The sequence below is a fragment of the Nonomuraea sp. NPDC049646 genome (genome assembly GCF_044465525.1).
Taxonomy (GTDB): domain Bacteria; phylum Actinomycetota; class Actinomycetes; order Streptosporangiales; family Streptosporangiaceae; genus Nonomuraea.
Map to the genome: position 1 here is coordinate 189,025 of NZ_JBITLU010000020.1, position 13,620 is coordinate 202,644.

Here is a 13,620-nt window from a genome sequence, read left to right on the forward strand (position 1 = left end):
GGAATGCGCTACCGCAAGATGGGAAACCTCGGCTGGGAGGTCAGCGAGGTCGGCTACGGCATGTGGGGCATCGGCGGCGGCCCCGGCGGCTTCACCGGCTGGGACTACGACGTCGCCCCCCGGTGCCTCGACCAGGCCGTCGAACTGGGCTGCACCTTCTTCGACACCGCCTGGGTGTACGGCCGCGGCGTCAGCGAGCAGCTGCTCGGCGCGCTGCTGCGCCGCCACCCCGGCCACCGGCTGTACGTGGCCACGAAGATCCCGCCGAAGAACCGCGAATGGCCCCCCGGACCGGACGACACCCTCGACGACGCCTACCCCGCCGAGCACATCCGCGAGTACACCCACCGCAGCCTGGAGAATCTGGGCGTCTCGCGCATCGACCTCATGCAGTTCCACACCTGGGAGGACCGCTGGGCCCGGGACGAGCGGTGGCAGGAGGCGATCAGGGACCTCAAGAGCGAGGGCCTGATCGACGCGGTCGGCATCAGCGTCAACCGGTGGGAGCCGGCCAACTGCTTCGCCGCGCTCGACACCGGCCTGATCGACGTCATCCAGGTGATCTACAACATCTTCGACCAGGCGCCCGAGGACGAGCTGTTCGACCGGGCGCTGCGCGAGGGCGTGGGCATCATCGCCCGGGTGCCGTTCGACGAGGGCACGCTCACCGGCACCCTGACCGCGGACAGCACGTGGCCGCCGGAGGACTGGCGCAGCACGTACTTCGGGCCGGAGAACCTGGGGCCGAGCGTCGAGCGGGCCGAACGGCTCAAGGCGGCGCTGCCGGAGGGGCTCTCGCTGCCGGAGGTCGCGCTGCGGTTCGTGCTGCACCACCCGGCGGTCAGCACGGTGATCCCGGGGATGCGCAGGCCGGCGCACGTGCAGGCCAACCTCGGCGTCTCCGACGGGCGGCCGCTCGACCCGGACTTGCTGAGCGAGCTGCGGCGGCACCGCTGGGACCGGGTGCCGGCGTGGTGGTCGGGGTGAGCGGGCCGCTGGTCGCCATGTGGGCGCACTCGCGCTCGGCCTCGACGGCGTTCCTGCGCATGATGATCGAGCGGGGCGACGTGGCCGTCCTGCACGAGCCGTTCCTGGCGCTGACCGAGGAGGGCTCGCTGACGCTGCCCGCGCCGGACGGCGGCGAGGTGACCGCCCGCTCGGAGAAGGACCTGCTGGCGCGGCTGGCCGAGCTGGCGCGGGCGCGGCCGGTGTTCGTCAAGGAGGTGCTCGACTACGAGTACCCGCACCTGTTCAAGCATCCGGAGGACCTGGCGGGGATCGTCCACACGTTCATCGTGCGCGACCCGCGGCCGACCATCGCCTCGCACTACGCGATCAAACCGGCGGTGACCTGCGACGAGATCGGCTACGAGCGGCTGTTCCTGCTGCACGAGCTGGTCCGGGAGGCGACCGGCCGGCGGCCGCTGGTGATCCGCACCGAACGGCTGATCCGCGAGCCGGCGGCGGTCGTCGAGGAGTTCTGCGCCTACACCGGCCTGCCCTTCCTGCCCGGCTCGCTCACCTGGGCCGCCGGCGACCGCCCGGAGTGGGGGCGGACCCGCCGCTGGCACCTGGACGCGAGCGGCAGCGCCGGGTTCGAGGACCGCGGCAACGTCTACGCCGCGACCGTGGACAACCATCCGGCCCTGCGGGCCTTCTACGACCACCATCTCCCCTTCTACCAGCGCCTCGTCCAGGACGAATAGGGAGTATCCATGTCAGAGTCACCGGGCCGGCTGTTCGCGCGGGCCTACGCCGAGGACCCCGGCCACGCGGAAGTGACCTTCGACTACACCATCACCGAGGCGCACGAGCCGACCAAGGACCGGCCCCGCCTGACCGTGCGCAACCTGCTCAAGGTCGTCCCCGTCGAGGGCGACCGGGCCCGGTTCTGGACGGAGTCGCCGCCCGGCGAGGAGGAGCGGCGGTCGGTGCGCGACTCCGACGTGCGCCGCGAGGCGGCCTTCAGGTTCGGCATGTCGGAGGCCAAGGTGCATCCGATCCGGGCGTGGGTGCAGATCCCCGACGGCCTGGCCGCCGACCCGGACGCCCTGGCCACCTTCCTCGACTACCGCCTGCTGGTCCGGCTGGCCACGGCCGAGAACCTGGCCCTGACCACCGCCCTGCTCGGCCATCCGGAGATCGCCCGGCTGCCGTACGACGACTACGTCCACGGCGTGCTGTCGGCCTGCGACGAGGTCGAGCAGTCGGGCGCGACCCCGCACGCGATGATCGTCAACCCGCGCGACTACTACCACCGGCTGATCGGCCGGGGCGGGCTGCTGGCCGAGCTGGCCGAGGGCAACGGCATGAAGGTCAGCCGCAACCGGTGGGTCGCCCCCGGGGACGCCCTGGTCGGCGACATCTCCGTGGCGGCCCGGCTGCTGGACGCGGGCCGCTCGGTGATCCGGGTGGCCGAGCCGCCGCCCGGCACGTTCGCCCGGCCGGGCGTGGCGGTCTGCGCGGAGGTGTACGAGGGCGTCGCGGTGCATCTGCCGGGGTTGTTCTACCTGGTCACCCCCGCCGGGGAAAACACCGTATTTCCCACTTCCTAGCAATCAAGTAGAACGAGAACGACGAAAGGCGGTGACCGTGTCGGACACGAGCCAGGAATACCGGCGCAATGGTTGGTGGCGCGACGAGACCTTTCTGGACGACTTACGCCGCAACATCGAGGCGTCCCCCGGCAAGGCGGCACTGATCAGCCGGCGCGTCGCCGACGGTGTCACCGACGTCGTGACGTACGCCGAGCTGGGCGCGATGACCGACCGCATCGCGCACGGCCTGGTCCGGCTGGGCGTGCGGCCGGGCGACTTCGTCGCCATCCAGCTCCCCAACCGCAGGGAGACGCTGCCCCTCGCGCTGGCGTGCATGAAGATCGGCGCGCGCATCGCCCCGCAGATGCCCATCTACCGGCACCGCGAGCTGGACTTCATGATCCGGCTGACCGAGGCGAAGCTGTTCGTCACCACGAGCCGGATCGGCCACCTGGACACGGCCGAGACGGGCATGACCCTGGCCCGGGAGATCCCGAGCCTGGAGCACGTGATCGTCGTCGGCGGCGGCGGGCCGCCCGGCTCGCTCGACTTCGACGAGCTGCTGCTCACCCCGGAACCGGGCGACCCGGCCGACGTCGAGGGCCGCGAGCTGGGCCCCGACGACCCGTTCCTCATCCTGTTCACCTCGGGCACGACCGGCGAGCCCAAGGGCGCGCTGCACAGCCAGAACACCCTGTACGCCGACATCAAGGGCTACGGGGAGGCGTTCGGGCTGGACCCGAGCCTGGTCATCATGACGGCCCAGACGTCGATGCACTACGTGGGCCTGGTGATGGCGTACCTGACGGCGCTGACGCTGGGCGGCACCGCGGTCACGGCCGACGCCTGGGACGCCGGCGTCTACCTCGACCTGATGGCCGACCACGGCGTCACCATGTACTACGGCTCGCCGCCGTTCGCCCGGGAGATCAGCGAGGAGCAGGCGGCCCGGCCGCGCGAGCTGCCCGCCCTGAGCGTGTTCGTCTCCGGCTCGGCCCCCGTCCCGCCGCACCTGGTGGAGCGGGTCACCGAGACGCTGGGCGTGCGCGTGTACGCGCTGTGGGGCATGACCGAGAACGGCGGCGTCACCATGACCCGCCCCCAGGACCCGCCCGAGCGGGCCGGCGAGAGCGACGGCACGGTCATCTCCGGCATGGAGGTGCGCATCGTCGACGAGGAGAACAAGCCGGTCGAGAAGGGCGAGATCGGCGCCCTCCAGGTACGCGGCGCGGCCCAGTGCCTCGGCTACTACCTGCGCGACGAGATCTACGCCAAGTCGATCACCCCGGACGGCTGGTTCGACACCGGCGACCTGGCCCGCGACGACGGCTACGGCGGCGTGCGCATCTCCGGCAGGACCAAGGACGTCATCATCGCCAACATGTGCCTCAAGCTGCCGGTCAGCGACATCGAGGCGCTGCTCGGACGGCATCCGGCGATCCGCGACATCGCCCTCATCGGCATCCCGGACCCGGCGCTGGTCGAGCAGGTGTGCGCCGTCGTCACGCCGTCGGGCGAGCCGCCCACGCTGGAGGAGCTGCGCGGCTACCTCAAGGAGGCCGGCGTGAACGACTGGTTCTGGCCCGAGCGCCTGGAGATCGTCGAGGAGATGCCGCGGACCGTCACCGGCAAGATCCGCAAGGTCGAGCTGCGGGAGCGGTTCGGCGCGGCGTCGGACTGAGGTGGCCGGTTCACGGGCGCTCCCGCTCGCCGTCCTGTGCGGGAGCGCCTTCCTCGGCGCGATCGACGTGCAGCTCGCGAACATCGCCTTCCCCGACATCCTGCGCAGCTTCCCGGGCAGCAGCCTGCCCGAGCTGTCGTGGGTGTTCAACGGCTACGCGATCGTGTTCACCGCGGCGCTGCTGCCTGCCGGCGGCCTGGCCGACCGGTTCGGCGCGCGGCGGGTGTTCCTGACCGGCCTGGCGGTGTTCGTGGTCGGCGCCGCCCTGTGCGCGGTCGCGCCGTCGGCCGGCGCGCTGATCGCCGCCCGGGTCGTGCAGGGCGTGGGCGGCGGGGTGATCACGCCGCTGACGCTCGCGCTGATCCTGCCGTACTACCCGCCGGAACGCCGGGGCACGGCGATCGGGCTGTGGAGCGCGGCGCAGTCGGTGGCGACGGCGTCGGGGCCGTCGCTGGGCGGCATGCTGGTCGGCGTCTGGGACTGGCGGACGGTGTTCTTCCTGCACCTGCCGGTCGGGGCGGCCGTGCTGGCGGGCGCCTGGCGGATCGTGCCCAAGGGGGCCGGCGAGGCGGCCACGTCCAGGCTGCCGGACATCGCCGGGCTGTTGCTGCTGGTGGGGGCCATCGGGCTGCCCTCGCTGGCGATCGTGCAGAGCGACGCGTGGGGGCCGGGCAGCCCCGGCACGATCGCGGCGCTGGTCGCGGGCGTCGTCGTGGCCGTGCTGTTCGTCCGGCGGGCGCGCACGCATCCAGCGCCGATCGTGGACCTCGGCGCGCTGCGGGCGCGCGGCACGCAGCGGGCCAACCTCGCGATGTTCCTGGTCGGGCTGGTGATGTTCGCGCTGCCGCTGGCCAACATCCTGTTCCTGACCGGGATCTGGGGGTACTCCGTGGCCGCCGCGGGGCTCGCCGTCACGCCGGGCGCGCTCGCCCAGGTGCTGACCGCGCCGCTCGCCGGGCGGCTGGCCGCCAGGACGGGCCATCGCCCGCTCGCCCTGTGCGGGGCGGCGCTGCTGGCGCTGTCCACGGCGTACCTGGCGTTCGCGGCGGGGGGCGAGCCGGCGTACCTGGCGGTGGTGCTGCCCGCGGTGGTGCTGTCGGGGGTCGCGGTGGCCGTGCTGATCACGTCGCTGAGCGGCGCGGCGGTGGCCGAGATCCCGCCCGCGCGGCTGGCCACCGGCACCGCCCTGTCGGTGACCTCGCGGGCCGTCGGGGCCGTCATCGGCGTCTCGGCGCTGGTGCTGGTGCTGTCGGGCGACCGGCTCGGGGCGGTCGGGGCGTACCAGGGGGTGTGGCTGACGATGCTCGGCCTGTGCGCGCCGGTCGCCCTGGCCGCCGCCGGCCTGCGCGCCCAGCGCGCCGAACCGGCGGCGCGCGGCGCCTGAACGCGTACGGGGCCGCCTCCCCGTGCCCGAGGCGGGCACGAACGGTCCGCGCCGCCTAGGACGCGCAGTCGAGCACGGCGCCCGCCCTCGGCGTCACCGTCCCGTAGTAGTGGACCTTCTCGCAGGGGACGGTGTTGCCGGAGACCACGACGTCGGTGATCGCGGCGGCGTCGCCCCGGATGCCGAGGGCGTCGCGCGTGCCGGTGCCGCTCACCTGGTTGCCGGTGATCTCGACGGTCTGCAGCGGGGCTCCCGCCACCGACTTCACGTAGATCCCGCCCTCGCACCCCTCGACCGTGTTGTCGGTGATGCGTACGTTCTGGGCGTTGACCGTGGCGATGCCGTCGTAGCGGGTGTTGCGCACGATGTTGCCCTGGATGCGCACGTTGGTGTGCCGGTGGGCGGGGTCGGAGGTGTGCGAGCCGGTGAACTGGCCCCAGCCGAGCTGTGAGCCCGAGGCGTCGCAGGTGTTGCCGGTCAGCAGGATGTCGGTGCACGGCGTCAGGTCGCTCGCGCCGCCCCAGGTGTTGCCGCCGGCCGGCAGGTCGAGCTGGACCGCCTCGCCGTGCCACAGCCCCTGGTCGGGGTCGCGGATCCAGCCCATCAGGCTGCAGCCCCGGACCGTGCCGCGCCGTACGGCGTTGAGCTCGATGCCGTGCCACCACTTGACGTTCCACATGGTGACGTTCTCGATCAGCACGTCGGAGGCGTGGATCATGGTGATGCCGTTCATGGCGGGCGCCTGGTCGAGCACGCCGCGCTGGACGAAGTCCCACACCGGGTCCCAGCTGCCGCCGGTGACGGCGATGTTCGTGGCGCCGGAGTAGCCGCCGGCGGTCGCGCTCACGGCGTTGAGGACCATCGTGTGCTTGACGCCCGTGGCGGGGAAGCGGGCCACGATCCTGACGTCCGTGGCGTCCAGATGGGTGTTGCTGTGCACGATGAGCGGTTCGGTGAGCAGGTAGGTGGCCTTGGGCACCTTGGCGATGTACCGGCCGGCGGCGTCCTTGGCGCCCTTGCCGTCCCTGGCGGCGTCGAGGAGCTTCTGGATCTCCGAGCCGCTGACGTAGGCGACCGAGGCCGGCGCCTGCGCCCGTGCCGGTGTGACGAGCGGGCGACCGGCCAGCAGGGCCGCCGCGCCCCCGAGTAACGTCCTTCTGGTGATCATGGTCTCGAACTGTCCACGCCGGGCGCGGGGGTGTCAAGAGAGGGGTCAGTCGGGGGCGTAGGCAAGGACGTGGTCGTGCAGCAGGCGGCCGGCCCGCGGGTCGTCCCGCTCGAACGCCTCAACCAGCGGTTCGTGGTCGGCCGCGTTCTCGTGCGGCCGCATCCGGAACAGCCGGATCGACACGTGCGTCCAGACCTCGACGCCGAGCGACTCCCACACCGACACCAGCAGCGCGTTGCCGGAGGCCTCCACGATCTCCCGGTGGAAGGCGACGCCGTGGCGCACCTGGTCGTCGAGGGAGCCGGCGGCCGCGGCGGCGTGCAGGCGGTCCACGTGGGCGCGCAGCGCCGCCGCCGGAGGCCGGCCGAGGCGGGTGGCGGTCTCCTCCAGGCCGGCCCGGACCTGGTAGACCTCGCGGAGGTCGTCGAGGGTGAAGCCGCGCACCCGCGCGCCGCGGTTGGGGGCCGACTCGACCAGCCGGAGCGCCTCCAGCTCGCGCAGCGCCTCGCGTACGGGGGCCTGGCTGACCTGGAGCTCGGCGGCCAGGCGGCGCTCGACGATGCGCTCGCCGGGCTCCCACCGGCCGCTGATCAGGCCGTCGAGCAGCACCTTCCTGATCTCCTCGCGCAACGGCGGCCGCACCACGGGCTCCACAGATAATCCTTTCATCGGATGATCGATCATATGGTGTTTAATGGAAGCATGGAGAAAGACCTGGATCCACAGGAGACCGCCGAATGGCTCGAATCGCTTGAGGCGGTCCGGCGGGCGGCCGGTCCCGATCGGGCCGATTACCTGCTGCGCAGGCTCGCCACGAGCACGCGCTATCTCAACACGGTGCCCACCGCCGAGGAGCCCGCCTACCCCGGCGACCTGGAGCTCGAAGAACGCGTCGCGGCCTACGACCGGTGGAACGCCGCCGTCATGGTCAGCCGGGGCAGCAAGCTCGGCCTCGGCGGCCACCTGGCCACCTACGCCTCGGCCGCCTGGCTGTACGAGGTCGGTTTCAACCACTTCTTCCACGGCACGGACGACCAGGTCTTCTTCCAGGGGCACGCCTCCCCCGGCGTCTACGCGCGGGCCTTCCTCGAAGGGCGTCTGAGCGAGGAGCAGCTCGACCTGTTCCGGCGCGAGACGCAGGGCGGGCTGCCGTCGTACCCGCACCCGAGGGCGATGTCGGGTTTCTGGCAGTTCCCGACCGTGTCGATGGGCATCGGCCCGCTCAACGCGGTCTACCAGGCGCGCTTCAACCGCTACCTGCACAACCGCGGCATCAAGGACACCTCGCACAGCCATGTCTGGGCCTTCCTGGGTGACGGCGAGATGGACGAGCCGGAGTCCACCGCGGCGCTGACGCTGGCCGCCAGGGAGGGGCTGGACAACCTCACCTTCGTGATCAACTGTAACCTCCAGCGGCTCGACGGCCCGGTACGCGGCAACACCCGGATCGTCCAGGAGCTGGAGAGCGTCTTCAGGGGCGCGGGCTGGCACGTCGTCAAGGCGCTGTGGGGCGCCGAGTGGGACGGCCTGCTCGGCTCCGACGAGCTCGTGGCCAGGCTCGGCGAGGTGCCGGACGGCCAGTTCCAGACGTTCGCCGCCTCCGACGGCGCCTACATCAGGCAGCACCTGTTCCAGGGGCTCGACGTGCCCTGCTCCGACGACGACCTGCGGCGCATCGTCGGCGGCTCGCGGGCCGGGCACGAGCCGCGCAAGGTGTACGCCGCCTACCACCGGGCGCTGCAGAACCGGGGCGCGCCCACGGTGGTCCTCGTCCAGACGGTCAAGGGCTGGACGCTGGGCGCGGGCGTCGAGGCGCGCAACGCCAACCACCAGATGAAGAAGCTCACCCTCGACGAGTTCCGCGTCATGCGCGACCGGCTCGGCCTGCCGGTCCCCGACTCGGCGCTGGCCGGGGAGCTGCCGCCGTACCTGCACCCGGGGCCCGGCTCGGCCGAGGCCGAGTACGTCGCCGAGCGCCGCCGGGAGCTGGGCGGCCCGATCCCCCGCCGCACGGTCGCCGCCCGGCCGCTGCCGCAGCCGGGCGAGCGGCCGTTCGCGGCCCTGGCCAAGGGCTCGACGCAGCCGATCGCCACCACGATGGCGTTCGTCCGGCTGGTCAAGGACCTGATGAAGGAGCCGGAGACCGGGCGGCGCTGGGTGCCGATCGTGCCCGACGAGGCCAGGACGTTCGGCATGGAGTCGCTGTTCCCCACGGCGAAGATCTACTCGCCGCTCGGCCAGCGGTACGAGTCCGTCGACCGGGAGCTGCTGCTGGCCTACAAGGAGGCGGTGGACGGGCAGATCCTCATCGAGGGCATCACCGAGGCCGGGTCGATGGCCTCCTTCACCGCGGCGGCCACCAGCTACGCCACCCACGGCGAGCCGATGGTGCCGTTCTACATCTTCTACTCGATGTTCGGCTGGCAGCGGACGGGCGACCAGATGTGGGCCCTGGCCGACCAGCTCGGCCGCGGCTTCCTGCTCGGCGCGACCGCCGGGCGCACCACCATGACGGGCGAGGGCCTGCAGCACGCCGACGGCCACTCCCAGCTCCTGGCCTCGGCCAACCCCGCCTGCCTGGCCTACGACCCGGCCTTCGCCTACGAGGTCGGCGTCATCGTCCGCGACGGGCTCAGGCGCATGTACGGCGAGGCCGCCGAGGACGTGTTCTACTACCTGACCCTCTACAACGAGCCGCTGCCCCAGCCCGCGATGCCCGAGGGCGTCGAGGAGGGCATCGTCAAGGGCATCTACCGCTACTCCGCCGGCGGCGGCGCCGCGCACCTGCTGGCCAGCGGCACCGCGATCCACTGGGCGCTGGAGGCCCAGCGGCTGCTGGCCGACGAGTACGGCGTGGGCGTGGACGTCTGGTCGGTCACCTCGTGGAGCGAGCTGCGGCGCGAGGCCATGTCGGCGACCGGGGTGCCGTACCTGCGGCAGGCGCTGGCCGGGACCGAGGGGCCGGTGATCGCGGTCAGCGACTGGATGCGGGCCGTGCCCGACCAGATCAGGCCGTGGATCGACCGGCCGTGGACCTCGCTCGGCACCGACGGGTTCGGGCTCTCCGACACCCGGGAGGCCGTGCGCAGGCACTTCGGGGTCGATCCGCGGTCGATCGCGGACGCCGTGCTGAAGGCGGTGGAGGAGTAGCAGCGGGGGCGACTCGTCCCGGCGTAACCGTATTTATCGAGGAATCTCCCTAAGTTAGGGCCTGGTGCACCAACCGTGTTCTGCTGATCCCGGGGGGAGACGGGTGAGAACACGGTTGCGCCGGTCGCTGCGTACGCGCCTGGCACTGCTCGCCGGCATCGCCATGCTGCTGCTGAACGTCGTCGTCAGCGGCTTCGTCATGTTCGGCATCCACGACGACGTCGCCGACGTGCGCGCCAGCGACGTGTCCGGCCGGGCCCTGCGCGTGCTCCTCATGGTCAAGCGCAACCAGCTCCCCCAGGTGCTGGAACCCCTCGGCCTCGACGGCATCCAGGTCGTCGACCCGGCCGGACGGGCCGTCGCCTGGACGCCCAACCTGGCCGACGCCCCCCGCCAGACCGCCCACATCCCCCGCGACCAGGCCAACTACGTCAGCAGGAGCTGCGACCTGCCGGCCTTCCCCGGCCGGTGCGAGCTCGTGGTCGCCCTGCGCGCCTACCAGCCCGAGGGCACCTGGATCATCTACGCCTTCGACCCCGCGGTCCCCTGGTTCGTCAGCCCGCAGGTCGTGCTGTTCCAGATCGTGGTGTCGGCGCTGCTGGTCGGGCTGACCTTCTTCGGGGTGTCGCGGGTCGTGGCCAGGACGCTGGCCCCCGTCAGCGCCATCACCAAGCGGCTCGCCGAGATCACCGCCGACGGCGGCGGCCTGCGGGTGCCCGTCCCGGACACCGACGACGAGATCAGAGCCCTGGCCGAGACCGCCAACCAGACGCTGGACCGGCTGGAGACGGCGCGGGCCCGCCTGGAGGCCGCGATGGAGCAGCAGCGCAGGTTCGCCGGGGACGCCTCGCACGACCTGCGCAGCCCGATCACCGCCATGCGCACGCAGGTCGAGGAGGCCATGCTGCACCCGGAGGAGACCGACTGGCGGGAGACCAGCACCCAGGTGCTGGCCAGCCTCGACCGGCTGCAGGCCATCGTCACCGACCTGCTCACGCTGACCAAGCTGGACGCCGGGGCGCCGAGCGAGCGTGAGCCGGTGGACCTGGGCGAGCTGGTGGCCGCCGAGACCGCCAGGCCGCGGGCCAAGCGCGTGGTCGCCGGCCCGGAGGCGGGCGTCGTCGTCATGGGCGACCGGCTCCAGCTCACCCGTCTGCTGACGAACCTGCTGGACAACGCCGAGCGGCACGCCGAGACGCAGGTCACCGTGACCGTCCGGCAGGAGGACGGCCGGGCCGTGCTGGAGGTCCTGGACGACGGCGGAGGCATCGAACCGGCCAAGCGCGAGCTCGTCTTCCAGCGCTTCATCCGCCTGGACGACTCCCGCAACCGCGACGCCGGCGGCACCGGCCTCGGGCTGCCGATCGCCCGCGAGATCGCGACCGCGCACCACGGCACGCTGACCATCGAGGACTCCCCCAAGGGCGCCCGCTTCGTCCTCCGCCTCCCCCTCGCCTGACCTCCCCGGAGTGGGTGGCGCTTCCTAGTGCTTGCCGTGGCCGCGGGCGAGGCCCTTGCCGTGCTTGGCCTTGGCGGCCTGATGGCCGACCTTCCGGCCCTTGCCGGCGGTGGCGGCCGAGGTGGCGCCGGAAGTGGCGGACCTGGCGCCGGTCACGGCACGCCGCTGGGACGGCGGCTGGGCGAGGGGCTGGACGGGCGGGCGACGGGAGCCGCCGTGCTCTACCGCGCGGTCGGCGGCGTCCTTCGAGGTCCGGTCGCGCGTGACAGCCACGGCGTGCATGATGCCCCCCTGCTCGGGGGCCTGGTTCGGCGCCGGGTCGGCGTAGGAGGGCGTGCGGGGGGCGGCGGGCGGGCCGCCGTCGCCGTTCCAGGACGTCGTGAGCAGCACGCTGGTGACCAGCGCGGCCAGGGCGGTGAGCTGCCGCCAGCGCTGCGGCCTGCCCGGCTGCGGGATCGACACCGAGAACGGCAGCAGCTCGCGGTGCGCGCGCAGGCCGCGCGCGGCGTCGGGCATGGTCCGGCGCGCCGCGTGGCCGCGCTCGCCGGTGCCGCGTCCCGCGCGGTCCCACCCCGGGATCCGCCGCCTGGCGTCCGGCCGCGCCCCGGCGACGGCCCCCACGTCCCGGACACCCGCCGGAACGGCGACGCCCTCCGTGGCGGGGGCGCCCTCCGGGACGGGGACGGCCTCCGGGACGGGGACGGCCTCCGGGACGCGAACGGCCTCCGGGACCGGGACGGCCTCCGGGACGGGGGCGGCTTCCGGGGCGGGGGCGCCGGGGAAGAGGGTGGGAGGAAGGAGGTCGCCGGTGCGGGGCAGGGGGGCGGCCAGGGGGATGGCGGCGGTGTCGTGGGGTTCCTCGTCGCGCAGCGCGGCCACCCGGGTCAGGCGCCGCCGGGCCTCCTCGCCGTCGATCCGGCGGGCGGGGTCCTTGGTCAGGAGACCGGCGATGACCGGCGCGAGCGGCCCGGCCAGGTGGAACGGCGCGGGCTCGGAGGTGAGCACCGCGGTCAGGGCGGCCAAATGGCCGCTGTGCGGGAAGGGCGACTGGCCCTCGACGGCCGCGTACAGGGTGGCGCCGAGGGACCACAGGTCGGCCTGCGGGGTCGCGTGGCCGCCGCGCAGGCGTTCCGGGGCGATGTAGGCGGGCGTGCCCACCACCATGCCCGACTGGGTGATGTTGGCCTGGTCGTCGAGGGTGGTGGCCAGGCCGAAGTCGGTGAGCAGGGCGTGCCGGTCGCCGTTCAGCAGGATGTTGCCGGGCTTGACGTCGCGGTGCACGATGCCGTCGGCGTGCGCCGCGCTCAGCGCCTCCAGCACCTGCAGCCCGAGGCGCGCCGCGTCGGGCGGGGACAGCGGCCCGCGTTCGGCGATCACGTCGGCCAGGCTGCGCGAGGGCACGAGCTGGAGCACGATCCACGGCCGTTCGTCGGCCACCACCACGTCGTAGACGGCGGCGATGTGCGGGTGGCTCAGCCGGGCGGCCAGCCGCGCCTCCCGCATCGTCCGTCCGAGCAGGCGTTCCCGCTCGGCCCCCAGCGTGTGCCCGAGGGTGACCTCCTTGACCGCGACCTGCCGGTCGAGCAGCTCGTCGTGGGCCTGCCAGACCCGGCCCATGCCACCGCGGCCCAGTTCGGACAGCAGCCGGTAGCGTCCGGCCAGCAACCAGCCCGCACAGTGCGAAAGTGACATGCCGCCCTGCCTACCCGATCATCCCGCCCTCATGCAACGGCCGCACAGGCTTCGAGTCGATCCTGTGAGGGAGGGCGGGCCGGGCGGCGGCTCGGGTCAGCCGTTGGTGGGGAAGCCGAGGTTCACGCCGCCGTGGGACGGATCCAGCCAGCGCGACGTCACCACCTTGCCCCGCGTGTAGAAATGCACCCCCTCGGCGCCGTGCACATGCGTGTCACCGAACAGGGACGACTTCCACCCGCCGAAACTGTAGAACGCCATCGGCACCGGGATCGGCACGTTGATCCCCACCATCCCCACCTCGACCTCGTTCTGGAACCGCCGCGCCGCACCCCCGTCGTTGGTGAAGATCGCCGTACCGTTGCCGTACACACCCTCGTTGATCACCCGCAGGCCCTCCTCGTAGGAGGACACCCGCACCACCGACAACACCGGACCGAAGATCTCCTCGGTATGCGTCCGCGACCCCACCGGCACCTGATCCAGCACCGTCGGCCCCAGCCAGAACCCCCCGCCCCGGCCGCCCAGCACCTCGGCCTCCCGGCCGTC

At 72.9% G+C, this 13,620-nt stretch carries 11 protein-coding genes; 7 read left to right on the top strand and 4 right to left on the bottom strand.

Annotated elements, in window-relative coordinates:
* Nucleotides 1-3 precede the first annotated feature (3 nt).
* The 5 genes from ACIBQ8_RS42790 to ACIBQ8_RS42810 are packed head-to-tail and all read left to right on the top strand — an operon-like array spanning nt 4 to nt 5,602.
* Complete coding sequence (locus tag ACIBQ8_RS42790; protein ID WP_397194979.1) at nt 4-987, top strand: aldo/keto reductase; 984 nt, start codon at nt 4-6, stop codon at nt 985-987.
* Complete coding sequence (locus tag ACIBQ8_RS42795; RefSeq protein ID WP_397170758.1) at nt 972-1,706, top strand: sulfotransferase family protein; 735 nt, start codon at nt 972-974, stop codon at nt 1,704-1,706. Before ACIBQ8_RS42790 ends, ACIBQ8_RS42795 begins: the two co-directional genes overlap by 16 nt.
* Before the next feature lie 9 nt (nt 1,707-1,715).
* Nucleotides 1,716-2,555: a family 3 encapsulin nanocompartment shell protein gene (locus ACIBQ8_RS42800; protein WP_397194980.1), complete on the top strand. Its 840-nt coding sequence runs from the start codon at nt 1,716-1,718 to the stop codon at nt 2,553-2,555.
* A gap of 37 nt (nt 2,556-2,592) precedes the next feature.
* Nucleotides 2,593-4,218 (top strand): AMP-binding protein, encoded by a 1,626-nt coding sequence (locus tag ACIBQ8_RS42805; RefSeq protein WP_397194981.1) that lies wholly within the window; start codon nt 2,593-2,595, stop codon nt 4,216-4,218.
* A 1-nt stretch (nt 4,219) separates the two neighbouring features.
* Complete coding sequence (locus ACIBQ8_RS42810; RefSeq protein ID WP_397194982.1) at nt 4,220-5,602, top strand: DHA2 family efflux MFS transporter permease subunit; 1,383 nt, start codon at nt 4,220-4,222, stop codon at nt 5,600-5,602.
* 55 nt (nt 5,603-5,657) lie between these two features.
* Here the strand turns inward: ACIBQ8_RS42810 and ACIBQ8_RS42815 are convergent, their stop codons facing one another.
* Nucleotides 5,658-6,770, bottom strand: coding sequence for a right-handed parallel beta-helix repeat-containing protein (locus ACIBQ8_RS42815; protein ID WP_397194983.1), 1,113 nt, complete (start codon nt 6,768-6,770; stop codon nt 5,658-5,660).
* Between the two features lie 45 nt (nt 6,771-6,815).
* Complete coding sequence (locus ACIBQ8_RS42820) at nt 6,816-7,454, bottom strand: GntR family transcriptional regulator (RefSeq protein ID WP_397194984.1); 639 nt, start codon at nt 7,452-7,454, stop codon at nt 6,816-6,818.
* Nucleotides 7,455-7,472: 18 nt separating this feature from the next.
* Between ACIBQ8_RS42820 and aceE the strand changes: the two genes are divergently transcribed.
* On the top strand, nt 7,473-9,920 hold the full coding sequence (gene aceE, locus ACIBQ8_RS42825) for a pyruvate dehydrogenase (acetyl-transferring), homodimeric type (RefSeq protein ID WP_397170749.1): 2,448 nt from the start codon (nt 7,473-7,475) through the stop codon (nt 9,918-9,920).
* 103 nt (nt 9,921-10,023) lie between these two features.
* Nucleotides 10,024-11,379, top strand: coding sequence for a sensor histidine kinase (locus ACIBQ8_RS42830; RefSeq protein WP_397170747.1), 1,356 nt, complete (start codon nt 10,024-10,026; stop codon nt 11,377-11,379).
* 24 nt (nt 11,380-11,403) lie between these two features.
* Here the strand turns inward: ACIBQ8_RS42830 and ACIBQ8_RS42835 are convergent, their stop codons facing one another.
* Together ACIBQ8_RS42835 and ACIBQ8_RS42840 are read right to left on the bottom strand one after the other, a co-directional pair.
* A complete protein-coding gene (locus tag ACIBQ8_RS42835) occupies nt 11,404-13,071 on the bottom strand; it encodes a protein kinase (RefSeq protein ID WP_397194985.1) in 1,668 nt (555 codons plus the stop codon).
* A 96-nt stretch (nt 13,072-13,167) separates the two neighbouring features.
* A partial coding sequence (locus tag ACIBQ8_RS42840; RefSeq protein WP_397194986.1) for an aldehyde dehydrogenase family protein occupies nt 13,168-13,620 on the bottom strand: 453 nt, incomplete at its 5' end.